Annotated in this window: 20 protein-coding genes and 6 tRNA genes; 16 read left to right on the top strand and 10 right to left on the bottom strand. The window is 41.3% G+C overall.

Annotation, left to right across the window (positions count from 1 at the left end; translation table 11 throughout):
• Window positions 1-218: 218 nt before the first annotated feature.
• The 4 genes from BIZ38_RS20540 to uvrD all read right to left on the bottom strand — a co-directional run bounded on the left by BIZ38_RS20540 (window position 219) and on the right by uvrD (window position 6,436).
• Window positions 219-1,067, bottom strand: a complete 849-nt coding sequence (locus tag BIZ38_RS20540) for a CZB domain-containing protein (protein ID WP_138619624.1) — start codon at window positions 1,065-1,067, stop codon at window positions 219-221.
• Window positions 1,068-1,139: 72 nt separating this feature from the next.
• A complete protein-coding gene (locus tag BIZ38_RS20535; RefSeq protein WP_138602663.1) occupies window positions 1,140-2,261 on the bottom strand; it encodes an ABC transporter substrate-binding protein in 1,122 nt (373 codons plus the stop codon).
• Window positions 2,224-4,293, bottom strand: a complete 2,070-nt coding sequence (locus BIZ38_RS20530) for a GNAT family N-acetyltransferase (RefSeq protein ID WP_187491169.1) — start codon at window positions 4,291-4,293, stop codon at window positions 2,224-2,226. The genes BIZ38_RS20535 and BIZ38_RS20530 overlap by 38 nt, the downstream gene beginning before the upstream one ends.
• On the bottom strand, window positions 4,271-6,436 hold the full coding sequence (gene uvrD / locus BIZ38_RS20525) for a DNA helicase II (RefSeq protein WP_138602659.1): 2,166 nt from the start codon (window positions 6,434-6,436) through the stop codon (window positions 4,271-4,273). Before uvrD ends, BIZ38_RS20530 begins: the two co-directional genes overlap by 23 nt.
• 259 nt (window positions 6,437-6,695) lie before the next feature.
• Here uvrD and BIZ38_RS20520 point away from each other — a divergent pair, with 259 nt between their 5' ends.
• Together BIZ38_RS20520 and BIZ38_RS20515 are read left to right on the top strand one after the other, a co-directional pair.
• Window positions 6,696-6,920 (top strand): hypothetical protein, encoded by a 225-nt coding sequence (locus BIZ38_RS20520; RefSeq protein ID WP_054554878.1) that lies wholly within the window; start codon window positions 6,696-6,698, stop codon window positions 6,918-6,920.
• 121 nt (window positions 6,921-7,041) lie between these two features.
• Window positions 7,042-7,410 carry a YacL family protein gene (locus tag BIZ38_RS20515; RefSeq protein ID WP_187491168.1) on the top strand — a complete coding sequence of 123 codons (369 nt, stop codon included), beginning with the start codon at window positions 7,042-7,044 and terminating at the stop codon, window positions 7,408-7,410.
• 32 nt (window positions 7,411-7,442) lie between these two features.
• On the opposite strand, the gene BIZ38_RS20510 is transcribed toward BIZ38_RS20515, so the two are convergent.
• Window positions 7,443-8,072, bottom strand: coding sequence for a peroxiredoxin-like family protein (locus BIZ38_RS20510; protein WP_187491167.1), 630 nt, complete (start codon window positions 8,070-8,072; stop codon window positions 7,443-7,445).
• Window positions 8,073-8,192: 120 nt separating this feature from the next.
• Here BIZ38_RS20510 and BIZ38_RS20505 point away from each other — a divergent pair, with 120 nt between their 5' ends.
• Entirely contained in the window at window positions 8,193-8,813 is a 621-nt protein-coding gene (locus BIZ38_RS20505; RefSeq protein WP_138602654.1) for a dUTP diphosphatase, read from the top strand.
• On the opposite strand, the gene yrfG is transcribed toward BIZ38_RS20505, so the two are convergent.
• Window positions 8,814-9,470 (bottom strand): GMP/IMP nucleotidase, encoded by a 657-nt coding sequence (yrfG, locus tag BIZ38_RS20500; RefSeq protein WP_054554874.1) that lies wholly within the window; start codon window positions 9,468-9,470, stop codon window positions 8,814-8,816.
• A gap of 61 nt (window positions 9,471-9,531) precedes the next feature.
• On the opposite strand from yrfG, the gene nudE reads away from it, so the two are divergent.
• The 4 genes from nudE to BIZ38_RS20480 all read left to right on the top strand — a co-directional run bounded on the left by nudE (window position 9,532) and on the right by BIZ38_RS20480 (window position 11,442).
• Complete coding sequence (gene nudE / locus BIZ38_RS20495; RefSeq protein ID WP_171037179.1) at window positions 9,532-10,104, top strand: ADP compounds hydrolase NudE; 573 nt, start codon at window positions 9,532-9,534, stop codon at window positions 10,102-10,104.
• A complete protein-coding gene (gene cysQ, locus BIZ38_RS20490; protein WP_054554872.1) occupies window positions 10,097-10,894 on the top strand; it encodes a 3'(2'),5'-bisphosphate nucleotidase CysQ in 798 nt (265 codons plus the stop codon). Before nudE ends, cysQ begins: the two co-directional genes overlap by 8 nt.
• A gap of 240 nt (window positions 10,895-11,134) precedes the next feature.
• Window positions 11,135-11,211: transfer RNA gene (locus BIZ38_RS20485), tRNA-Met, on the top strand.
• Between the two features lie 154 nt (window positions 11,212-11,365).
• A tRNA-Met gene (locus BIZ38_RS20480) sits at window positions 11,366-11,442 on the top strand.
• A gap of 672 nt (window positions 11,443-12,114) precedes the next feature.
• On the opposite strand, the gene BIZ38_RS20475 is transcribed toward BIZ38_RS20480, so the two are convergent.
• From BIZ38_RS20475 to BIZ38_RS20465, 3 genes are all read right to left on the bottom strand, one after another.
• A complete protein-coding gene (locus BIZ38_RS20475) occupies window positions 12,115-14,271 on the bottom strand; it encodes an ATP-binding protein (RefSeq protein WP_054554871.1) in 2,157 nt (718 codons plus the stop codon).
• Window positions 14,272-14,383: 112 nt separating this feature from the next.
• Window positions 14,384-15,040 (bottom strand): helix-turn-helix transcriptional regulator, encoded by a 657-nt coding sequence (locus BIZ38_RS20470; protein WP_054554870.1) that lies wholly within the window; start codon window positions 15,038-15,040, stop codon window positions 14,384-14,386.
• A 230-nt stretch (window positions 15,041-15,270) separates the two neighbouring features.
• Complete coding sequence (locus BIZ38_RS20465) at window positions 15,271-15,642, bottom strand: histidine triad nucleotide-binding protein (RefSeq protein WP_054554869.1); 372 nt, start codon at window positions 15,640-15,642, stop codon at window positions 15,271-15,273.
• Between the two features lie 105 nt (window positions 15,643-15,747).
• Between BIZ38_RS20465 and BIZ38_RS20460 the strand changes: the two genes are divergently transcribed.
• A complete protein-coding gene (locus tag BIZ38_RS20460) occupies window positions 15,748-16,377 on the top strand; it encodes a DUF2057 domain-containing protein (protein WP_187491166.1) in 630 nt (209 codons plus the stop codon).
• Between the two features lie 52 nt (window positions 16,378-16,429).
• Here BIZ38_RS20460 and BIZ38_RS20455 read toward each other — a convergent pair whose 3' ends face one another.
• Window positions 16,430-18,274, bottom strand: coding sequence for a M1 family metallopeptidase (locus BIZ38_RS20455; protein WP_054554867.1), 1,845 nt, complete (start codon window positions 18,272-18,274; stop codon window positions 16,430-16,432).
• A gap of 145 nt (window positions 18,275-18,419) precedes the next feature.
• On the opposite strand from BIZ38_RS20455, the gene murB reads away from it, so the two are divergent.
• The 8 genes from murB to BIZ38_RS20415 form a co-directional block, all read left to right on the top strand.
• Entirely contained in the window at window positions 18,420-19,430 is a 1,011-nt protein-coding gene (gene murB, locus BIZ38_RS20450; RefSeq protein WP_187491165.1) for a UDP-N-acetylmuramate dehydrogenase, read from the top strand.
• A complete protein-coding gene (gene birA, locus BIZ38_RS20445) occupies window positions 19,427-20,419 on the top strand; it encodes a bifunctional biotin--[acetyl-CoA-carboxylase] ligase/biotin operon repressor BirA (RefSeq protein WP_187491164.1) in 993 nt (330 codons plus the stop codon). The genes murB and birA overlap by 4 nt, the downstream gene beginning before the upstream one ends.
• Window positions 20,416-21,114 carry a type III pantothenate kinase gene (locus BIZ38_RS20440; protein ID WP_187491163.1) on the top strand — a complete coding sequence of 233 codons (699 nt, stop codon included), beginning with the start codon at window positions 20,416-20,418 and terminating at the stop codon, window positions 21,112-21,114. The genes birA and BIZ38_RS20440 overlap by 4 nt, the downstream gene beginning before the upstream one ends.
• A gap of 117 nt (window positions 21,115-21,231) precedes the next feature.
• Window positions 21,232-21,307 (top strand) — tRNA-Thr (locus tag BIZ38_RS20435).
• A gap of 40 nt (window positions 21,308-21,347) precedes the next feature.
• Window positions 21,348-21,432 (top strand) — tRNA-Tyr (locus BIZ38_RS20430).
• Between the two features lie 44 nt (window positions 21,433-21,476).
• Window positions 21,477-21,551, top strand: a tRNA-Gly gene (locus tag BIZ38_RS20425).
• Between the two features lie 13 nt (window positions 21,552-21,564).
• Window positions 21,565-21,640 (top strand) — tRNA-Thr (locus BIZ38_RS20420).
• Window positions 21,641-21,776: 136 nt separating this feature from the next.
• On the top strand, window positions 21,777-21,875 hold a 99-nt coding region (locus BIZ38_RS20415; RefSeq protein WP_238322767.1), incomplete at its 3' end, for a GTP-binding protein.

The following is a 21,875-nucleotide window of genomic DNA, read 5'->3' as shown; positions in this document are numbered from 1 at the left end:
ACAACTCAGTAAGAAGGCATGGCACCCTAGGGTATAAAAGTCCCATGCAGTACGAACAAGTTAATTAAACCCCGTGTCTACTTTATCGGGGTCAGATCAGGCGGCTGAACGCTGAGGGCTGAAAGCTGATAGCTCTGCGATGTGTTGGGTTTCGCTCCGCTCTACCCAACCTACGCCAGAACTTAACACTTTACTCTTTCTAACTCGCTAATTAGCGACTAAAAAAGCCCATACTCTTCGGTTTCTTCTGCTTCGTGGCGCATGAGGTGTTCTGGGCGGAAGATGGCGCTTGGGTCTAATAGTAAGCTGTGTTTATGCTTCATTTTAATTAGCCCGCGCATCATGTTTTTAGTTTGTGGGTCAACATCAAAACCAACAGAGGTAAGCTGCTCTAAAGGTTTGATATCTTCTTTCTTAACATTAATATTGTCTTCGACTTTATCGACCAGAAGCCCTATATGAGGTGTTACACCGTCTTTAGTTGTAAAAATGATGATTGGCTTGTAATCAAGGCTTATCTGCTCTCGGGCCGATTCAAACAACCGGTTTAGCTGATTAAGAGTTTGTCGTTTTTTTTCTTCAAATAAAATAATTACAGAATCTTTTGACTGTGTTTTCCGTACTTCTAGAAGTTCGCTAGCCATAACATGTAGTGCATGGTAGGGCTTTTCAAGTTTGGCAACAATGCTCTTAAGATCTTCATTATCAGTCTCGAAATCTTTGTACCAGCGACTAAATGAGGACTTACTTGGATCTAGCGAATTTGTGAAGGATGTTCCAGTAGATAGGTTGTTTTCTAATACATTAAGCCATTCTAAGTGCTCTTTTTCTCTTTCAACTAATAATTCTGAAAGCGCGGCATTTACTTCGTATGTTGACCTGTTATTTAAAACTACCCCCAAATCAAATATGGGGGTCGGCGTGTCCATATAATCTTTGACCCCGATAAAGCTCTTATTTTCATTGGGCAATGACGTTAAATTACCCTCATAACGTTCAGTTAGAAGAATATCAAGAATTTTTAATGAAATGGTCTTGTGCCCAACTCGGAAATTAATCAGATCCATATTTCCCTCAAAGCCTTGTTAAGTCTTTATAGCATAGAACATTATTATGTTTTTAGTGATGGATTTACAAAATTACTTTTTGAAATAGGAGCGGTAGATTTTTTTATTATTTCCAGCACTATGACTATTAAATAAATCAGCGAATTCAGATGTGTCAGTGAAGAGGTGAGTTAGCTCGGTCAGCAGACATTGATTGTTTAGAGGCGTTGGGCATTTTTGGGCAGCGCTAACCAATGCTACGGCATTCAAATAACCTTCAAATATAATTCTATTCGCACTCGTGTGATAAGGCTCGATATCTTCAATAAACTGCTTACACCAAGGGTTTTTACAGTTATTAGGGTCGGGTACCACTTCAGTGACCATAATGTTGGCGGGCTGTTTCACTCGCTGATATAAATCATGGCTCGAAACGAAAGACACCGAAGTATAGTCTGGGTTGAAGTTTTGTTTGTTTGCTGCATTAATGAATTCAGCGAGAGGCTCGTAAGTGCCGACTAAACAAATTGCGGTTGCTTTACTTTCTTTTAGAAGCGCTAAAGCTTTTGAAATATCATCACTATTGCGCTTAAACCGAGCGACTTCTACAGGTTTAATACCATGTATTTTTAATGCATTAACAAGGTTGTTTTCTACCATATAGCCAAACTCATCGGCTTGGATCATCAAGCCAATTTTTTCATGCTTACGCTCTTTCACGAAATAATTAATTTGCTCTATGGCTTCATCTTGGTAGCTCGCACGAAGATTAAATACATTTGGCATTGAGCTATTATGTAAAAAATCAGCGCCTGTAAATGGCATTAGAAATGGAATGCGGTGCCTATCCAGAATAGGTTTAATTGCATGGGCTGTTGGTGTACCCATAGAGCCAAAAATTGCATGGATCTTTTGATCAAATAAAAACTCGCGAGTATTCACTACGGTATTTTTTGGCTCATAACCATCATCAGCTAAAATCAGATCGATACTTTGCCCATTAATACCGTTTTCTTTGTTGATTTTATTAAAGTAAATATTACTGCCAAGCGCCAGTTGTTCGCCTATTTGCTTTGCGGGTCCAGTGAGCGCAGTGGACATGCCGAGTTTAATGGTAGGCTGTGCGTGTTCAGCTAAAGCTATCTGAGGTAGTAGCAAGGTACAAATACATAAACACTTAATGGCTGTGATTTTGAAGTGATTTATAGTGAGCATACCAACCTTGCACTGCGGTTTTGAACTGTGACTCTAAGTCTTTTTTACCTGTAAAACCGGCTTCTTCGATTAAGCTATTTACAGAGGTTTGCTGTAATACTAGTCGAATAAGGATGAACTTTGTATGTTCATCTAATAAATTTAGACTAATTGGTGTGCTCCAAAGTATTTGCCATAGCAATGGCTGTACTTGGAAGAGGTTAATATCACCAGTTAACAGCCGCTCAGCTCTTGCATCTAAGGCAGAAGATAGCTCACTTTTTGGTAAGCCTTTGAATAGCTCTGCAATAAGCTGCCAAGGAAGTGAGCTAAAGTGATCAAGGAGTTGCAAAGAGAGATCTTGCTTAAACTCTTCTATTAACAGTGTTGCGCTATCTGTCGTTTGCTTATCTAATGCTTTAACCACTAAGGCAGCATGTTCTGCCGTTGCTTTGTCATGACTAAATCCAAGCTTAACAACGTTGAAGCCATTACTTTGCCAAAACTTAACTAACGCTGCATTGGCTCCAAAGCTGGCACCAAAATAACTACAATTGCTTAATTGGCTTTCGCAGTGGTTTAACAGGGCTGAGCCTATACCTTGCTGATGACATTCAGGTGCAACAGCTATTCTCACGACTCTCGCTGAGTGTTTACACAAATCTTCTATTTTTCGGCTTAATTGAGTCAGAGTTTGCGCCATTAAATGACCATGTGGCCGACGCTTTCCTTTTATAACTTGCTCTGCAATCTCAGGCGTTAAGCCACCCTCAATAGCAATTAAGCAAACGGCTTTTAATGCATTTTCTTGTTTGCAGATAGATAGCTGTAGCTCTGGGGCATCAAGCAATTGGCGTAAGTCGTTTACCGTGGTTTGATAATGAGCCAACGCCAATAGCGCCATAATTTGGCTAAGCAACTGCTCATCATCAATGAGTTGCTCTTTGCTTATGCTTTCGAATTGATATGACTCTTTACTCTGCGTTTCTAGGTATTTTGCATCAAGTAATAGTAGTTCACGTAGGCTATGTTCGAGGGGGTCATACTTGGCGAAACGAACAGGTTCATCCAAAGTAATTGCCTTTAGCGATTTAAATTGGCTACGTAAGTAATGTAAAAAACGTAACGTGTAACCACGCCCATTCCCTTCGTAACCAACCATAGTGCTAGCAAATACGATTCGTGGATAACTTTTTAGTATCTCTAATAGCATAGGAACCGGAATCGCCGCTGCTTCGTCGACATATAACAGATCGCAATCAGGTTTTTCGTTTAGCAGTGTATCTGGCGCAATGTAACTAAGGTTAGCTAGTTGCTTACAGTTTTGCTCTTTGCTAACACCAAGCTCAGCGGCTAAATGTTTAAAGCTTGTTTGTACGGCTTTAGCTTGGGTGGCGCAAATTAGGATTCTTTTATCTTGAAGACTTGCTGCTGCAAGCCCTAAAGCGGCTGACTTACCACGACCTCGGTCTGCACTGATCACAAAAGGACGATTAGCGCGCCCTGTTGCGGTTTTAATAATTTGCTCAACACATGCTTGTTGTTGCTGATAATTTATCTCAGCAGTTGCTGGCGAAATAGATTGGTAAGCAGGAGGCGAGTGCTTAGTAAAATAATGTGGCTGCAATTTTAGCTTGGCGAAAAAGCGCTGATTAAAAAAGCTGTGTTTAATTGCTTCGCCATAAGAGGTAATACTTGTGAGTGCTGGGTCTTGCCAGTTATTATCATCGGGCAGCAGTAATATAAGTACACCACCAGCTTTTACGGTACCGGCAAGCGCGGCTAGTTTATCGGCATATAAACCGCTAAAACCATCAAAAATTGCGTGTTGAAACTCTTGACCAAGAATCTGGTGAGCATGTTTTGGGAACTCACTATTTGCTAATAATGAGCTGCTACTGAAAACATAGGTATTTTTTAGCGCTAATTGGTTTGCAAACTGATAGCACCAAGTTTCGCTGCCTTGCACAATGACAAGCTGGCGATGCTTTGCAATCACCAGCTCATTACATAGCGCTGTTATATACTCATTATAAGGCTTGAAGTCTTGCATACTGTGTTACAAGCCATTTACTGCCTAGATCATCAAAGTTCACTTGAATACGTGACTGTGCGCCGCTGCCTTCGTAATTGAGTACGGTTCCTGCACCGAACTTAGCGTGTAATACGCGCTGTCCTAAGTTAAAGCCGCTATCTTCAAATGCGGCATGTGTTACTGATGGACTAAAACGACCTGCCGCAGGTGGCCTTGAAACCTGTGTTTTAATACGAATTTCTTCGATACAGTCTTCAGGCATTTCGCGTAAAAAGCGTGATGGGCTGTGGTATTTTTCTTGTCCGTATAAACGGCGGCTTTCTGCGTGGCTAATATATAGTTTTTCCATCGCGCGAGTCATGCCAACATAACATAAGCGACGTTCTTCTTCTAAACGACCAGACTCTTCATTACTTTGTTGTGATGGGAACATGCCCTCTTCAACACCCACCATAAATACCAGCGGGAATTCTAGGCCTTTTGCTGAGTGCAGTGTCATCATTTGCACCGCGTCTTCGTGCTCATCAGCTTGACCTTCGCCAGATTCTAGAGAGGTATATGCCAAAAAGCCTTGCAGTGGTGAGCTGAACTCTTCATCTTCAGGAAGTTCGTATTGACCACAAGCACTAATAAGCTCTTCTAAGTTTTCTACGCGGGCACGGCCTTTTTCACCTTTTTCAGCTTGATACATTGCCATTAACCCCGAGCTTTGAATGGTGTATTTCGCTTGCTCTTCTAGGGTGAGATCGCTGATTTTATCTTCGATATGCTCAACAAGTTCTAAGAATTTTGTCACGGCACTTGCTGCACGGCCAGATAAGTGCTGCTGCTCGATAATAGCTTTAGCGGCATACCAAAGTGGCAATGACTCATTGCGCGCGCAATCACGAATGTGGCTTAGTGTTTTATCACCAATGCCGCGAGCAGGGGTGTTAATAACGCGCTCGAAAGCCGCATCATCTTGACGGTTACCAACTAAACGTAAATACGAAAGTGCATCTTTGATCTCTTGGCGCTCGAAGAAGCGCATACCGCCGTAAATACGGTATTTTAAACCTTCTTGTAGCATTGCTTCTTCGAGTACACGAGATTGCGCATTGTTACGGTATAAAATCGCGGCGTCTTGTAATGCATTACCTGCATTTAGCCAGCTACGTAGTTTGCTGCTAACAAAGCGCGCTTCGTCTAATTCATTAAACGCAGCGTAAACTGAAATCGGCTCACCATCATTGCCGTCTGTCCACAGGCTTTTGCCCATGCGTTCAGCATTGTTTTTGATCAGCGCGTTTGATGCTTTCAAAATTGTTGCCGTTGAACGGTAATTTTGTTCAAGGCGAATGGTTTCGGCTTCGAAGTCAGTTAAAAAGCGTTTGATATTCTCAATTTTTGCGCCACGCCAGCCATAGATACTTTGGTCATCATCACCTACGATCATAATACTGTTGGTGTTACCTGCGAGTAATTTTAACCAAGCGTACTGAATCGTATTGGTATCCTGGAACTCGTCTACCAGCATATGGGCAAAACGCTGTTGATAGTGACGTAAAAGTGTTGGGTGGTTCTTAAGTACTTCGTAGCAGCGCAGCAGTATTTCTGCAAAGTCGACTAAACCTGCGCGGTCACAAGCCTCTTGATATGCAGCATAGACTTTCAGCATCATTTGCTCATTAATATCGTAGGCTTGAATGTCTTTAGGGCGCAGACCTTCATCTTTTTTCGCGCTGATATACCAACCAAATTGTTTTGCAGGCCACTTTTTATCATCGATGTTCATCGCTTTAAGTAAGCGTTTGATCATACGTTGTTGATCGTCAGAATCTAAAATTTGAAAGCTTTCAGGCAAGTTCGCTTCACGGTGATGGGCGCGCAGAATACGATGAGATAAGCCGTGGAAAGTACCAATCCACATACCACCAACCGGTGCTTTTAAGGTTTCTTCTACACGAGTGCGCATTTCTTTCGCGGCTTTATTTGTGAAGGTTACCGCAAAGATACTGTATGCAGAAGCTTGCTCAACTTGCATGAGCCACGCGATGCGATGAACAAGTACTCGAGTTTTACCAGAACCTGCACCTGCAAGCACTAGCATATTTTGCAATGGGGCTGCGACTGCATCCCGTTGTTTATCATTTAAGCCATCGAGTAATTCAGAAACGTCCATCGTTACGCCTTTTCAATCTATAATGGGTGGAGTATAACAGGTGTTTATGCAAGGCTAAATAAAATACTGTTTTTATAAACAGCTATTTTGGCAAGTCATTAAAATTGAAGTATTAAAATTGTGAATTTGACCGATTTTTAGCAAAAAAAACTAAAATCAAAATAACGCTACTTTTTAACACTTTGATTTGTAAGCCATAATAAGTTGGCATAAAGTGTGTTTACTAAAAGTATAATCATTAAAAACTACAGAGGTTAGTATGGCAGAGCAAGGTTCTGGCGGTAATGTAATCGCAGCAATATGTAATATCTTTTTTCCTGGTTTAGGGCAATTGGTACAAGGCCGTTTAATGGCGGCTATTGCATTCTTTTTAGCATGGGTTATTAGTGGGGCACTAATTTACGTTGCAGTTGGCTTTATTTTACTGCCAATCGTATACCTATGGGCGATTATTGATGCTGCGCGCTTCAAATCGCGACTCTAGCTATTTTAATAGCATAAACACGAGCGCCATGTTGGCGCTCGTGCTGATTTAAGACTACAAAACTCGCCACGTTTAGCTGCAAACGGTATCATTAGCAGATAACGTATTAAGAGTACCCTCCATGGAATATCAATTTATCCGCGATCCTATTAGCGGTTTACGCATTAAAATCTCCTCTGAGCATGCAGTTATTGGCCGTTGGCTAAACGAAGAAATCGGTAAAGAAAAAATCGCGATGGTACTAGCATTGATCTCCGCGGTTAAGAGCAGTCATGAGCCTTTAACCTTACAAGGTCAAGAAATTAATTTGATCTTAAGTAAAGACGAAGCGCTGTTCGAAGCACATGCGTTACATCAAGACAACGAAGACTTAGTTGCCTACCAAGATGATGATTTAATGCTTGAAGAAGAAGGCCTGTGCAGTGGCTGTGGTTTTGAAGACTTTGTTGATTTAATTGAATCGTGGCAAGAATTTACACAAGGCCGATAAGCAGAAGCATATTCTGCTTATCGGTTGCTAATTTATTGCTCGTTCACTGATTTTACAGCTGCAAGTAATAAATCTTCTGTTAAGCGTACTTTGTAATTTGGGTTGGCGTATTGAAAATTAACTAACCCATTAGTGTCTATCACAAACACTGCAGGTACGGGTAACGCTACTTTCACTTCGCCCTCTAACGAGACAAAGTTAACCCCAAGTTTGTTGCGGTAAATCTTTGCTGTTTTGTCATCTAAGTAAAACGCTAAACCTAACTTTTGTGCCAACAAAAGGCTGTCGTCAGACAATAATTGATAGTTTGGTGAAGTAATTTTTGATTCAGCGAGCTTTTCAGGACTATCTGGCGAAACGGCAATTATCTGTGCTCCTAAATCCGCTAGCTCTTTCTCAATTTTTTGGACATTGGCCAATTGCTTTGAACAATATGGGCACCAGCCACCACGATAAACAATGAGCACAGTCGTTTTTTCTTTAAAACGCTCAGCGAGTGAGACAGTTTTACCGTATTGATCTTTTAACTCAATATTTGGCACTGCTAAGCCGGGTAATAATGGGCTAACTTGCTCTGCTGATTCGGCAATATTGGTTGCAGTCGCAGCAATAACTTGGCTTGATAGTACAAATAGTGCACTAATGAGTAGAGATTTAAACATAGGCTTCCTCGGTTATTTTTATCAACTGCAAAGCAGACCTGATCATATGTGTTTTTATTTCATCAATGACAAAATTATCTGTAGTATATACATAATTGAAAATGCAAGTTGGGATAAAGAATGTCTGCTAATTTACAAAAACTCGTTGTTATGCTCGAGATGCAAAATGCGATGAATACTAAAGTTCATGAGCAATGGTTTAGCCAAGGTTTTGAATGGTATCGTGCAATTTGGGTTGAGTGTGCTGAAATGCTGGATCACTACGGTTGGAAGTGGTGGAAAAAACAAACCCCAGATACAGAACAAGTTATTTTAGAGTTAGTTGATATTTTCCATTTTGGTTTATCTTTACGTATTGATGGTGAAACCAGCTATGAGCAGTTAGCTGCACAACTTGAAGCTGAGTTAAATGCACCAGTTCAAGCCGATGATTTTAAACAAACACTCGAAGTGTTAGCTGGGTCAGCAGTCGCTGAAAAGAGTTTTAATGCAGCCGCATTTGCAGGTTGTATGGCGCAAATTGGTATGGATATCGATGACTTATACCGTGGCTATGTTGGTAAAAATACCTTGAACTTCTTCCGCCAAGATCATGGCTACAAAGATGGTAGTTATATCAAAGTGTGGAATGGCCAAGAAGATAACGAGCACTTAGTTGAAGTGGTAAAAAGCCTAGATACAGAGCATGCAGATTTTGCAAAACTTGTATACCAAGGCTTAGAGCAGCGTTACCCGAAGTAATTATTTAACGGGTATAAACTCGCGAAAATCGATGGTCGATAAAAAGCCATCGAACTGTTTATGCGGTTGCTGACTATCAGGGTTGGCAACCGCAAGTATATGACCAATACCAAACTCTTTTGCCGCATCTAGCACGGCGGGGCTGTCATCCACAAATAAAGTCCGTTCCTTATCAAACTGCCATTCTTGATGTACTTGTTGCCATAATGGTTGATGCTCTTTACTCACGCCATATTGGTGAGTTGAGATCACCCCATCTAAGTAATTATCGATAGCAGTGTGTTCAAACTTTAACATGGCACAATCTGGGTGCGCGTTAGTAAGCATGATCAATTGCTTGCCTGCTTTTCTAAGCTCAGTTAAGAACGGCGGAACATCTTCACGAATTCTGATTAAATGTTGAATGTCACGTTTCAGTGCCATAATTGGTAAATCAAGTTGCTGCTGCCAATAATCTAAACAGTACCAATTAATTTGTCCGTGAACTTGTTGATAACGATGTAAAATGTCAGCTTTTGCTGCGTCTAAACTGATTTTATGTTTACGCGCATATTGCTCGGGAATAACGGTTAGCCAAAAGTAATTATCAAAATGCAAATCGAGTAGGGTGCCATCCATATCTAACAACACAGTATCGATTTTTGACCAATTTAACATAGGCAATTCACTTTAAAAGATTTATGATGAGCATAACTGCCATGATAGCAAATTAATGCCAATGACACAGAAAAAGCATCCTACACCACCGCAAATTTTGTCTAATGAAGTTGTCGCTAAAAGTCGACTATTTACTGTTGAGTCTCTCGAATTGAAGTTTTCAAATGATGAACAAAGGCAATACGAAAGAATTCGTGGCGGTGGCAGAGGTGCAGTGATGATAGTGCCAGTAACGGCCGATAACGAACTGTTATTAGTGCGAGAGTATTGTGCAGGCACCAATGATTATCAGTTGGGTTTTCCAAAGGGCTTAATTGACCCAGGCGAAACACCTCAGCAAGCTGCAGACCGGGAGCTTAAAGAAGAAGTTGGTTTTGGTGCTAAGCATTTCGCTGAACTAAAAAAAGTCAGCATGGCGCCAAGTTACTTTAATGCCACGATGCATATTTTGTATGCTGAAGATCTCTACCCTGAAACCTTACCTGGTGATGAGCCAGAACCGCTTGTCGTTGTAAAATGGCCAATAACTGATTGGCAATCATTATTGCAACAAGAAGACTTTACTGAAGCACGAAGTGTCGCAGCTTTGCTATTATTAACAAAGTACTTAGAGTCGGGAGCGGGCAATGAATGATTTTTTAGAACCGTGTATTCGGTTAGCTGAGCAAGCAGGCGATGCCATTATGGCCATTTATCAGCAGGATGATATTGGTGCTGAGCAAAAGTCAGATCATACTCCGGTCACCAAGGCTGACTTAGCATCAAATGATGTATTAATGGCGGGTTTGAAGAGCATAGCCCCCGATATTCCAATTATGTCAGAAGAAACACCGATCCCAGCGCTGGCAGATAGAAAAGATTGGCACCGTTATTGGTTGCTTGATCCTATGGATGGTACCGGGGAGTTTATACTTGAAAGCGGTGATTTTGCAGTCAATATCGCTTTAGTTGAAAATAATCGCCCAGTGCTGGGTGTTATTCATTGGCCAGCGAAACAAGTGACTTATTTTGCAAGTTATCAAAATGGCGCATTTAAACGTGAAAATGGCCAAGATCAACAAATTTCAGTAGCAACACCCGATAATTTAACCTTAGCAGTAAGCCGCAGGCAAAAAATTGAAGCGGTCAGTCAGTATTTAAACACTCAGTTTGCGACAGTAGCATTAGGCTCATGCTCATTAAAAGCCTGTATTATTGCAGAGGGTAAAGCTGATTGCTTTTTACGTATAGGGCCAACGGGTGAGTGGGATACTGGTGCGTCACAAGTGATTGTCGAAGAGGCCGGTGGCTGCATTACCGATGCTGAATTCAATCCGTTAACTTACAATCAACGAGAAAGCACAGAAAACCCTGATTTTATCGTGATGGGTCACCCCGATTGGGAGTGGCAAAAAATGATTAGTCCTCATCAGCGTGCATTTTAACTTTGTTTTGTGTGCTTTTTGTTCGCTTGAGTTAAATTTGTCACTATAACCCTTGATTTCTAATCTTATTGCTATATGATAGCGCTCTCTCTGAAACAGGGCGTCGTTAACATGCTCATGTTACTTAGAGATTACAGGCGCGGGATGGAGCAGAATGATAAATCATTCGTCGGACTCGCTAATACCTGAAGTCGAAGGTCGTCGGTTTAAATCCGGCTTCTGGGACTCTAAACATACAGGCGCGGGATGGAGCAGCCTGGTAGCTCGTCGGGCTCATAACCCGAAGGTCGTCGGTTCAAATCCGGCTCCCGCAACCAATTTTTAAAAGATTGGTGTAATGTTGGAACTATAAAGGTCGTCGTCACGGCGTGAGGCATTCACTCTTCACCTTCACAGCTCCCGCAACCAATTTTTTGAATTGAAAGCCAAGTTGTCATGTAAAACAACTTTAAATAAATCTACAATTTCAGGCGCGGGATGGAGCAGCCTGGTAGCTCGTCGGGCTCATAACCCGAAGGTCGTCGGTTCAAATCCGGCTCCCGCAACCAACTGAAATTGAAGATTAAAATTAAATGAGTTTGATAAGTAGGCACGCGAAAGCGTGTTTTTTTATGCCTGAAATTCAGGTTCAGAGCCGAAGGTCGTCGGTTCGCTCTCAAAATTCACAGCCCCGCAACCAACTGAAATTGAAGATTAAAATTAAATGAGTTTGATAAGTAGGCACGCGAAAGCGTGTTTTTTATGCCTGAAATTCAGGTTCAGAGCCGAAGGTCGTCGGTTCGCTCTCAAAATTCACAGCTCCCGTAACCAACTGAAATTGAAGATTAAAATTAAATTAATTTGATAAGTAGGCACGCGAAAGCGTGTTTTTTTATGCCTGAAATTCAGGTTCAGAGCCGAAGGTCGTCGGTTCGCTCTCAAAATTCACAGCTCCCGCAACCAACTGAAATTGAAGATTAAAATTAAATGAGTTTGATAAGTAGGCACGCGAAAGCGTGTTTTTTTATGCCTGAAAAAGTAAGTCTTAAGTAATCATATCACAATCAGTTTGATGCCGAATCGTGTTATTTGTAGGCTTTAGCCAAGGCGCTACTTTAGCGCCGAAAAACATTTCACGGCTAAAGTCGTTCCATGTTTTGATGTAGGCGTGAAATTTATTTCGCGCGTTATCTTTTGAATATTGCGCGATATAAAATCGCGCCTACAATGCTCGCTTACCGCTATGATAACTCACGCCTAGCATGCTTAAGGTAAGCTTGTAGACTTTCTTGCCAAAGTATTAGGGCTTCGGTTAATAGTTCTTTTAAGGGCTTGTTATCAAGTAACTTACGTTCGATGCGCTTCAGCTCTGTACCGTATCGATTAAATCCTAGCTGCAATGCTGTGCTTGCTTGACGGTGAATCAGTTTGATGCACTGCTCTTTATCATCATCTACAAGTTGTTGACAACGAATGAGTTTATTTCTAGCAGATAAAACAAACTCATTGTAAATCGATGATACCTCATCCTCGCTGAATGAGCTTATCAATGTAGCAGCTGCCGTTTCATCGTAAAGTGTATCTCGTAATTCCACCGCGATACTCGCAGATTGGTTTGTTTGTGAATCGCTCAGAGCTTGACGTAATTTCTGCTGCTTTATTGGTTTGCCTACAATATCTTTTATACCTAGTGATAAATACTCTTTTATTTCATCTGGACTGAGGCTAGCGGTAAATGCTAATACTGGCGTGCGTTGATTTAAATGGTCGATATTTTTTAGCTTTTTTAAGACTTCTTGCCCTGTTAAATCAGGCAAATTCATATCGAGTAATACCACATCAAAGTGATGTTTCTGCATCAGTTCAATCGCGCTATTGCCATCTTTTGCAAGTTTTATCTTATGCTCATCATCAGCCATAAATTCGATGGCAATTTTCTGATTTAAATCGAGATCTTCAACTAATAACACGTCTAGGCCAGTAACATAATCCTTTGATTGGTGACGCTGTTCAACTAGGCTAAGCTCACCAATAGCAAGTGAAATATCAAAGCTGAAAGTACTGCCTTTTTTAAGCTCACTTTCTATGTTGAGTTTACTGCCTAACTTTTCGAGTAGCCGGCTGGTAATTGCTAAGCCAAGGCCTGTGCCTCCTTTCTCTTTACCTGCACTACTTTGCACGTATGGTTCAGTGAGGTAGGCTATTTCTTCATCTTCAATACCAGGGCCTGAGTCAATCACACTTACTCTAACTAGGTGGTCTAGTTGGCCTTCATTAAGAAGCTTCACATGAATCTTTACGGCTCCTTGGTCAGTAAACTTAATTGCGTTACCTACTAAGTTTATAATAACTTGCCTGAGTTTTTGTTGGTCGCAGTAATAACATGCCTGTTCTGGCAAATCATATATCAACTCAAACTTTAAGTGTTTTTGTTCTGCTAGGGGGCTGAGAAGTAGGCAAAGATTATTTAGCCAAGTTTTAAACTCAACATCCTCTTCATAAAGTGCTTCATCTCGTTGATCTAAGCTGGCGTAGTCGAGAACTTTATCTACTAATAAATTTAATGATTCAGCGGAGTTAATAATTGCTTCGCAATAAGGTTTATCACGGGGGTCACTCGATTGGTTCATGATCAACTGTGCACTACCTAAAATACCGTTTAACGGTGTGCGAATTTCATGACTAATAGTTGATAAGAACAAACCTCTTATTTCTAAATCTTTATGGGCTTTTTCGGTGAGTTGATTAAGGTTTTGCTCACGCCTTTCATTACATAGTAGTGCCATGCCTGTAGCATAGAACATTGGAGCTATTACGCCATTAATAAATAAAGTGAAACTAAACCAGTCTGCAGATAATAGGTTGGCGGTTGTAATATCTCCCATCATTAGAGTACGGCCAGTAAACACCGCTAGGATAATGCTGAGAATTAAAATATAAACAATACTGCCATTAGGGTAACTTTTACGGCCATTACGAATAAACAAAGCCAGTAAAAACAATGATTCAACAATATGTTGAAGGTCAGAAACCAATATTCGGCTGCGTAACTCTGCGCTGTCAGTAGCAAGGTAAATCATAGTGATAGCTAAAGCGACTGTGATCGAAACAAAGGTTTTAAAGCCAACGCATTTGGCATTCAAAAACTGACAAATTGCGAGTACATGGATGATTGAGGCACTAAACAGTAGAGTATTTGCAATGGCAACACTGGCAAGGTTATTAATATGGCCATGTAGTGCAAAACTCATTACTGATGCAAACATCACAAGTGGATAAAAAATATAGAGTAAGGTGCCCGGAGTCTTATTGTTGGTTCGCCAAGTAAGGTAATTAAGAAGGGTCATTACTGCCATCATGGCAGCGCTGGCGTAATATAAAGTAGCTGAGTCGAGCATTGTATTTCCAGTGTTTGGCAATCAGTTTGAGCATAAAGTCAATTACAGTGATTAGCAACCAGAAACAAAAACAGACGCAGTAGCGTCTGTTTTAACAAGTAGGGTATTTCGTTTAACGAATTTCGTCAGGAATGTTTTGCTGAGCCCAAGATAGTAACTCAATACGATTACGACACTTAGTTTTTCTAAATGCACTGTATAAGTGAGTTTTCACTGTATGCGGACTAATACTTAAATCTTCAGCTATTTCTTTGTTTTTCGAACCTTTACTCATTAATGAAATAATAGCTTTTTCACGTTTGGTAAGCTTAACTGGTTCGATATCACCGTCTGTTAATTTATGTAGTGCGTCTTTGTTAAACTGCAACATACGGTTAAGTGCATTACACATAATATCACGACGGTACCAGAGTTGGTCTTCAAGTAACAAACGAATGCCTTTCATTAGCACATCGGCGTTATCCGTGGTGTAAAATACACCTCTTATGCCACTTAGAAGAGCGCGATTAGCTAGTTCTGGGTTTTCATCTAGATTAAATAAAACAATATCGCATTTAATTCGTAGATTAACTAATTGCTCCTTTAGTTTTCCCCACGGATCTGTACTTGACGTTTCAATGAATAGCAATCGTGTGCCTTCAGGTACTTCAGAAATATCAGTACCAGTTGTCACAGTAAGTCCTTGTGTTTTTAACAATGGTTCTAATACATTTACACCAATCGTGTTAATCGGTTCTGGATCTAATAATAAAAAGGCTGAACTACTCATATTTATTCACTCTTGAAAAAAGTTGACAATTGCATCCTATCACGCAATCCACCCCTTTCGTATTAGAAATTTCTGAGACTTGTGCAGGAAAAGTACAGTTTGTGTCTATTTTGTGTCAAAAAATACAGCTAGTTAACTAATTGCAATACATTAACTAGCTGATCTGTCACTATTATAGACAAAAACAGTATCTTTGTTCTACCTTTTACATATTTTTACATACTAAAATATTAGAGATTGGTTTTTTTCTTGTCTTGATACGGAGGCCAGCCCATTGTTTTACCTGCCAGCATATGTAGGTGTATATGGTACACAGTTTGTCCGCCATGGTCATTACAGTTCATTACGACGCGAAAACCGTCTTCACTAAAGCCAAACTGTTTGGCAAGTTTGGCAGCAACCACATATAAATGACCGACTAAAGATGCATTTTCTTCTGTAACATCATTAATCGTCGCTATTGGTGTTTTTGGGATGATCAGCACATGAAAAGGGGCTTGTGGGTTAATATCTTTAAAAGCTAAAGATAACTCGTCTTCATATACAATATCAGCAGGGATCTCTCGGTTAATAATCTTTGTAAAAATAGTCTCTTGGCTCATACTTAGCTCTCTTATAAATGTGGTTAAATGACCGCCCACTAATGACAAACTTTATTTGCAGTGTCAAACTGAAACTGCCGTAAATTGAACAACCAAGGAGTGAACATGCGTAAGTTAGTATTACTGAGTAGTGCGTTAATGCTATTAAATAGTTTAAGTAGTGTCGCTGAGACTATTCACTTTCCAGAAGAGTTTGTACCCTTACAAGTCGGAGAGCGACTTATTGAGCAGTCGTTTTTCAGTCGTGTTGACGATGTTGAACTTGCTCCTGGTACTTACCAAGTGAAGATGAAATATACCGATCTTTACGAGCAAGGTTATGATGACCACCAAGTTGTTGAGTCAGAGCCATTTTGGGTTGAGCTCACAGTAGAGAGCGGCAAAGACTATGACCTAGTGTTTAATCGTGCCAGTAATGCTGTTGCGGCAGAAGTGTTTGCTGAATCACCGCAAGTAAGCTTAAAAGCCAAGGGCAGTGAACTTGCTGTGCCGTTATCAATAGTTAGCTATCGTGCAGCTAGCGCGCCTGTACAAGCTGTGGCCAGTGCCCCAGTTGCTGCTACAAGTACAAGCAACAAGCCTGCGACTGCTGTCCCTGTCACATTGCCTGCAAAAGTACCCGGCGGACAAGCGGGTTTGAAAAATATGCCAAGTGCGGCTGCGATGCTTGAGTTTTGGTGGCAACAAGCAAGCCCAGAAGAGCGCCGTGCGTTCTTACAAAAAGTAAGTAACTAATAAAATAATTAAAAAAGGCGCTGATTGCAGCGCCTTTTTTGTGTTTGATGACTTACTTTGCAAATAAGTCGTCAACAGTACCTTGTGCAAGCGGGTGGTAACCCGGACGTGCTTTTAAGTACACATCATGCGCCCAGTCTTTTTTACCGTTTTTAATAAGTGCTTTATAGAGTGGCACAATTAATTTACGACGACCGATGCCTGATAGGTGTTCATCAAGCGCTGGGTAAATTGGTTGATAACCATTACCTACCGCTAGCATAAACCATGCGAAAGCACGCTCTGCATTAGTTGACTGTGTTAGGTTGAATTGGTTATCAAGCTCAGTCATTTTTTCGATGCTTAAATCGCGAGGTAGGTTATTCAAAAAGTGTAGCCACTCGTGAACTGACCAATCCGCTGTTGGCAATTGGGCTGCGCTAATTTCGCCGTTTAACCATGTTTTGGTTACAGCATCAACTTTATCGAAGGCATCAGACGTTGGGTTAGGGGCATCGCTTGGTAAACCAGGCTCAAAGATCCACTCATTAACTTTATCCATGCTCACAACGCCTGGATATTTTTCGATCAAGTTAGCTTTTAAGTAAGTAACAAATTGCGCTGTTGTAAGAGACTTAAACGCAAATTGGTCAAAGTAACCCTTTACGAATGGGTCAAACTTATCACGGCCAAATTTGTTTTCTAGATAGATTAAGAAAAGCTGACCTTTAGTGTAAGGCACTGAGCTAAATGCATCATCAGGATCGCGGCCATTAAGTTTTAAGTTAAGACGCGTATCTGGTGCTGGTAGAGTTTTAAGTAATGCACGTAAGCCGGCTGCATCAAGCGCTTGTTCCATCACTGCACGGTCACGACCAAACACTTCTTCCATAATGCGGTTTTCAACGTAAGACGTGAAACCTTCGTTTAGCCATAAATCTTCCCATGTCGCATTGGTTACTAAGTTACCAGACCAAGAGTGAGCAAGTTCGTGAGCAATTAGGTTTACTAAGCTTTTATCGCCAGCAACAACCGTTGGTGTAATGAATGATAAACGTGGGTTTTCCATGCCACCAAATGGGAAGCTTGGCGGTAGCATTAATAAGTCATAACGACCCCATGCGTATTCGCCATACATCGCGTTAGTTTTATCGATCATCGCTTGCGTGTCGTTAAACTCAGCAACTGATGCATCTAAAATTGTTGGCTCAGCAAAGATACCCGTTTGCTTAGACATGGCTTTAAATTCTAAATTACCTGCACCAATTGCGATTAAGTATGGCGAAATTGGTTGTGGCATATTAAATAGATAATCGCCGTCCTTATAAAGTGCATCTTTGTTATCAGCACTCATTACCGCACGAATGTCTTTAGGAGTGTGAATACGTGCCGAGTAGGTTACGCGCATTGCTGGCGTATCTTGTACTGGGATCCAACTACGAGCATGAATTGCTTGTGATTGGCTGTACATAAATGGGTGTGATTTACTGGCTGTTTGCTCTGGCGTTAACCACTGTAAACCTGAAGCTTCTGGGCGGCTGTTGTAGTAAATACGTGCTTTAACCGCTTGGCTTTTAAATTTAATTGTTAATTTTGAGCCCTTCACGTCATCACGTGCAGCAAGGGTGAAGTCAGCTTTGTGCCAGCTGCCTTTTTGATCTTGATACATTACTTTGTCGATATCTAAATCGCGAGTATCAAGCACCAGTGTTTTGCTTGTTGCATTGTGCCAATCTAGCGTGTGCTCAACAAAACCTTCTAGTTGTTTGTCATCAAAATCAACATCTAAATCTAGTAGTAGGTGAGTGGTTGTTACGTCATCTAAGTTTGCGTAAGTGTGCTGGCTGATTGCATCTGCAGTTGCTTGAGAGCAAGCACCGGCCATAGCAAGACTTAAAAGTAATGGTTTAAACTTCATAATAACCCTGGAACGGAAATGAAAAAGAGCCCGTTTTATAACATGATTAGTGCAGTGGGTTGAGTGATTTTTACAATCTAATGCGTATTTTGCGACGATAGGTTACACTAATACGATTAGTTACCGGTAACCTTTGAGGCGTTTTGTGGCTCAGTCCCTGCAATCTTTTCATACCTTTTCTTTGCCAAGCCAATGCCAGCATTTTTATCAAATTGATGAAGTGAATCAGCTTTTAAGCACAGACTTTTCTGGGCCATTTTGTATTTTAGGTGAAGGCAGTAATACGGTGTTTTTATCTGACTACCAAGGTTCTGTGATCCACATGAATACGAAGGGCATAGATATAGAGCAGCAAAGCGATGGCTTTTTATTGCACATTGCAGCCGGAGAAAACTGGCACCAATTAGTTGCTATGACTATTGCTAATGATATGCCTGGGCTTGAAAACCTTGCTTTAATACCTGGGACTGTTGGTGCTGCACCAGTGCAAAATATAGGTGCTTACGGTGTAGAGCTTGAAAAGTTTGTGAGTTATGTCGACTACTTTGATATTGCCACCAAAACCATAAAGCGCTTAACTAAAGGCGAATGCCAATTTGGCTATCGTGACTCTATCTTCAAGCATGCACTGAAAAATCAAGCGGTGATCACCCAAGTAGGGTTGCTGTTACCTAAGAAATGGCAGCCAGTGCTGAGTTATGGACCATTGCAACTGCTTTCAGAACCCTCTCCACAGCAGGTATTTGAGCAAATCATCACAACCAGAAACAGCAAACTACCAAACCCCAGTGAACTTGCAAATGCAGGCAGTTTTTTCAAAAACCCAGTGATCAGGAATGAGCAACTTGCGTTACTTTTAAAAAGCTACCCAGAGCTACCTCATTACTTTGTGGATGCTGAGCATTATAAAGTTGCGGCGGGGTGGTTGATTGAGCAAGCTGGGTTAAAAGGCTTTAAGGTCGCAGGTATTGAAGTGCATCAGCAGCAAGCGTTAGTGCTAGTAAACCACGGTAATAGTACAGGTGGTGACTTAATTGCCATGGTAAAGCATGTACAACAACAGGTTTGGCATAAATATCAGATTGCTTTACAGCACGAAGTACGCCTGATAAATGCCGAACATGAATGCCACATTGAATTGGGAGCTTCATCATGAAAGCACCAGATGGAAATAAGCTCGCTATTTTACAAGCTCTAAATACCGGTGGTTTTATTTCTGGTCAGCAATTGGGTGAGCAGCTCGGTATTAGCCGCGCAGCAGTGGGTAAACATATTCATTCTTTGCAGGAAATGGGGCTCGATATATTTAAAGTTACGGGTAAAGGGTATTGCCTTAATAATAGTGCAGGCTTACTGAACAAAGATAAAATCGGTCAGCATTATAATGAATTAGGTGGCAGCACTGCTAATGTTGAAGTGCAGCCTATTATTGACTCAACCAACAGTGAGTTAATGCGCCGTTTGCAAACAGAAGTATCACTGCCATCTGGAAGCGTATTAGTTGCAGAAATGCAGCAAGCGGGAAGAGGGCGCCGTGGGCGCGTTTGGCAATCTCCGTTTGGTGCAAACTTATACTTTAGTTACTTTTGGCGTTTGGATGATGGTTTGCAAGCTGCTATGGGGGTATCTATTGCTGTTGGGCTTGCTGTTTACGATACGCTTAAAGCTTTATATCAATTGGATGCAGAGCTTAAGTGGCCAAACGATATCTACTTAAACCGTGAAAAATTAGCCGGTGTATTAGTTGAACTAGATGGCCAACCGCAGGGGCCTTGCCAGCTTGTAATAGGTATAGGTATCAATTTACATATGCCAGAAAGTGTTAGCCAACACATAGATCAAGCATGGACTGATTTAAGCCAGCATGTACAGGGATTAGATAAAAACAAGCTGGTGGCCTATTTGTGCTTTTATTTAGAAAAACGCTTAGCTCAGTATCAGCAATCAGGTTTAAACGATATGTATCTACAGTGGAATCAATTAAATGCATTTGCTGGTGAGTGTGTTGAGCTCAATACGGGTCATCGTAGCTGGCGTGGTATTTGCGAAGGAATTGATAACCAAGGTGGCGTGCGTATTCGCCAAGACGGCGAAGTGAAAAGTTATTATGGTGGTGAAATTTCATTACGTAAGGCTGAGCTATGAAATTATTAGTGGATGTTGGCAATACCGCAATTAAAGCCGTTTTGTTTGATGGTAAGGATTACCAAACCTGTGAACTCAGCAATTTACCTTGGTCACAAATAACAGAGCTGGTCTATGCCTGCGTGGGTAGCACTGAGCTACTTAAACCGTTATTAGCACAGGCGCAGCAACACGCCGTTCCTTACTTCGAAGCACAGGTGAGTGCAAAGCTAAACACGTTAAGCTGTGCCTATCAGCAGTATCAAAATCTAGGAATTGATCGTTGGCTCGCGGTAATAGCTGCGTATGTCGAATATCCCGCGCAAGACTGCATTATTATTGATGCCGGTACTGCAACGACAATTGATGTGCTAAACCAAGAAGGTGCGCATCTAGGTGGTTGGATCTTACCTGGCCTTGATTTAATGACCTCTTCACTTACCCAAAATACGCAACGTGTGTTTGATGATGAGAAAATCCCATTTACGACTGAGTTAGGGCGTAATACGCCAAATGGCCTAAAAAATGGTGCCATGGTTGCTACTCTAGGCGCAATCGAGCAGGCAAAACAACACCTTAACCAACAGGATTGCCAGTTAATATTTGCTGGTGGTTATGGAAAGCTGTTAGCAGATACATATATAGATGCTAAGTTTGACAGCTTGCTCGTGTTTAAAGGACTGAATTATTGGCGTGAATTAGCTATAAAGCAGTAAAAATACGGCGATTTGCCTGAATAGTGAGCGTTTAACACATAAATTCACATTTTTTTTAATTTTATGGTTGCATCACAATAAACCTTACCTTAGAATCTCGCCCCGTACTAAAGCAGTGCCGACTTAGCTCAGTTGGTAGAGCAACTGACTTGTAATCAGTAGGTCATCCGTTCAACTCGGATAGTCGGCACCACTTTCCTTTTACCGGAAGTGACTTAGTAAAGAATTTTCGTGGAGGGGTTCCCGAGCGGCCAAAGGGATCAGACTGTAAATCTGACGGCTCAGCCTTCGCTGGTTCGAATCCAGCTCCCTCCACCACTTTATTCTTGACGGTTAGAGGTAGTTTAAGAACAGGTTCCTATGCGGGCATCGTATAATGGCTATTACCTCAGCCTTCCAAGCTGATGATGCGGGTTCGATTCCCGCTGCCCGCTCCAGACTTCTGGTGTTGCTGATATAGCTCAGTTGGTAGAGCGCACCCTTGGTAAGGGTGAGGTCGGCAGTTCAAATCTGCCTATCAGCACCAGTATCGAGAACTCATCTTAATTTCTTCCTTTATCTGTCAGAAAAAACTATTTGAAATTTGAAAAAATTAAATTAATCTACCCTCGGTGGATTATTTTCATATGTAATCTAGATACACAAAACTGATAGGTTCCGTCATGGCAAAAGAAAAGTTTGAACGCGTAAAACCGCACGTAAACGTTGGTACAATCGGCCACGTTGACCACGGTAAAACAACTCTAACAGCAGCAATCACT

This window comes from Pseudoalteromonas sp. BZK2 (assembly GCF_014349195.1).
Lineage (GTDB): Bacteria > Pseudomonadota > Gammaproteobacteria > Enterobacterales > Alteromonadaceae > Pseudoalteromonas > Pseudoalteromonas simplex.
Note: the sequence above shows the minus strand (reverse complement) of the source record. Positions and strands in the feature narration are given on the sequence as shown.

Excerpts from the sequence above, each read along its gene's own strand:
- BIZ38_RS20540 (WP_138619624.1), bottom strand. The coding sequence starts at position 1,067 with ATGGATCTGATTAATTTCCGAGTTGGGCACAAGACCATTTCATTAAAA.
- BIZ38_RS20535 (WP_138602663.1), bottom strand. The coding sequence starts at position 2,261 with ATGCTCACTATAAATCACTTCAAAATCACAGCCATTAAGTGTTTATGT.
- BIZ38_RS20530 (WP_187491169.1), bottom strand. The coding sequence starts at position 4,293 with ATGCAAGACTTCAAGCCTTATAATGAGTATATAACAGCGCTATGTAAT.
- uvrD (WP_138602659.1), bottom strand. The coding sequence starts at position 6,436 with ATGGACGTTTCTGAATTACTCGATGGCTTAAATGATAAACAACGGGAT.
- BIZ38_RS20520 (WP_054554878.1), top strand. The coding sequence starts at position 6,696 with ATGGCAGAGCAAGGTTCTGGCGGTAATGTAATCGCAGCAATATGTAAT.
- BIZ38_RS20515 (WP_187491168.1), top strand. The coding sequence starts at position 7,042 with ATGGAATATCAATTTATCCGCGATCCTATTAGCGGTTTACGCATTAAA.
- BIZ38_RS20510 (WP_187491167.1), bottom strand. The coding sequence starts at position 8,072 with ATGTTTAAATCTCTACTCATTAGTGCACTATTTGTACTATCAAGCCAA.
- BIZ38_RS20505 (WP_138602654.1), top strand. The coding sequence starts at position 8,193 with ATGTCTGCTAATTTACAAAAACTCGTTGTTATGCTCGAGATGCAAAAT.
- yrfG (WP_054554874.1), bottom strand. The coding sequence starts at position 9,470 with ATGTTAAATTGGTCAAAAATCGATACTGTGTTGTTAGATATGGATGGC.
- nudE (WP_171037179.1), top strand. The coding sequence starts at position 9,532 with ATGACACAGAAAAAGCATCCTACACCACCGCAAATTTTGTCTAATGAA.
- cysQ (WP_054554872.1), top strand. The coding sequence starts at position 10,097 with ATGAATGATTTTTTAGAACCGTGTATTCGGTTAGCTGAGCAAGCAGGC.
- BIZ38_RS20475 (WP_054554871.1), bottom strand. The coding sequence starts at position 14,271 with ATGCTCGACTCAGCTACTTTATATTACGCCAGCGCTGCCATGATGGCA.
- BIZ38_RS20470 (WP_054554870.1), bottom strand. The coding sequence starts at position 15,040 with ATGAGTAGTTCAGCCTTTTTATTATTAGATCCAGAACCGATTAACACG.
- BIZ38_RS20465 (WP_054554869.1), bottom strand. The coding sequence starts at position 15,642 with ATGAGCCAAGAGACTATTTTTACAAAGATTATTAACCGAGAGATCCCT.
- BIZ38_RS20460 (WP_187491166.1), top strand. The coding sequence starts at position 15,748 with ATGCGTAAGTTAGTATTACTGAGTAGTGCGTTAATGCTATTAAATAGT.
- BIZ38_RS20455 (WP_054554867.1), bottom strand. The coding sequence starts at position 18,274 with ATGAAGTTTAAACCATTACTTTTAAGTCTTGCTATGGCCGGTGCTTGC.
- birA (WP_187491164.1), top strand. The coding sequence starts at position 19,427 with ATGAAAGCACCAGATGGAAATAAGCTCGCTATTTTACAAGCTCTAAAT.
- BIZ38_RS20440 (WP_187491163.1), top strand. The coding sequence starts at position 20,416 with ATGAAATTATTAGTGGATGTTGGCAATACCGCAATTAAAGCCGTTTTG.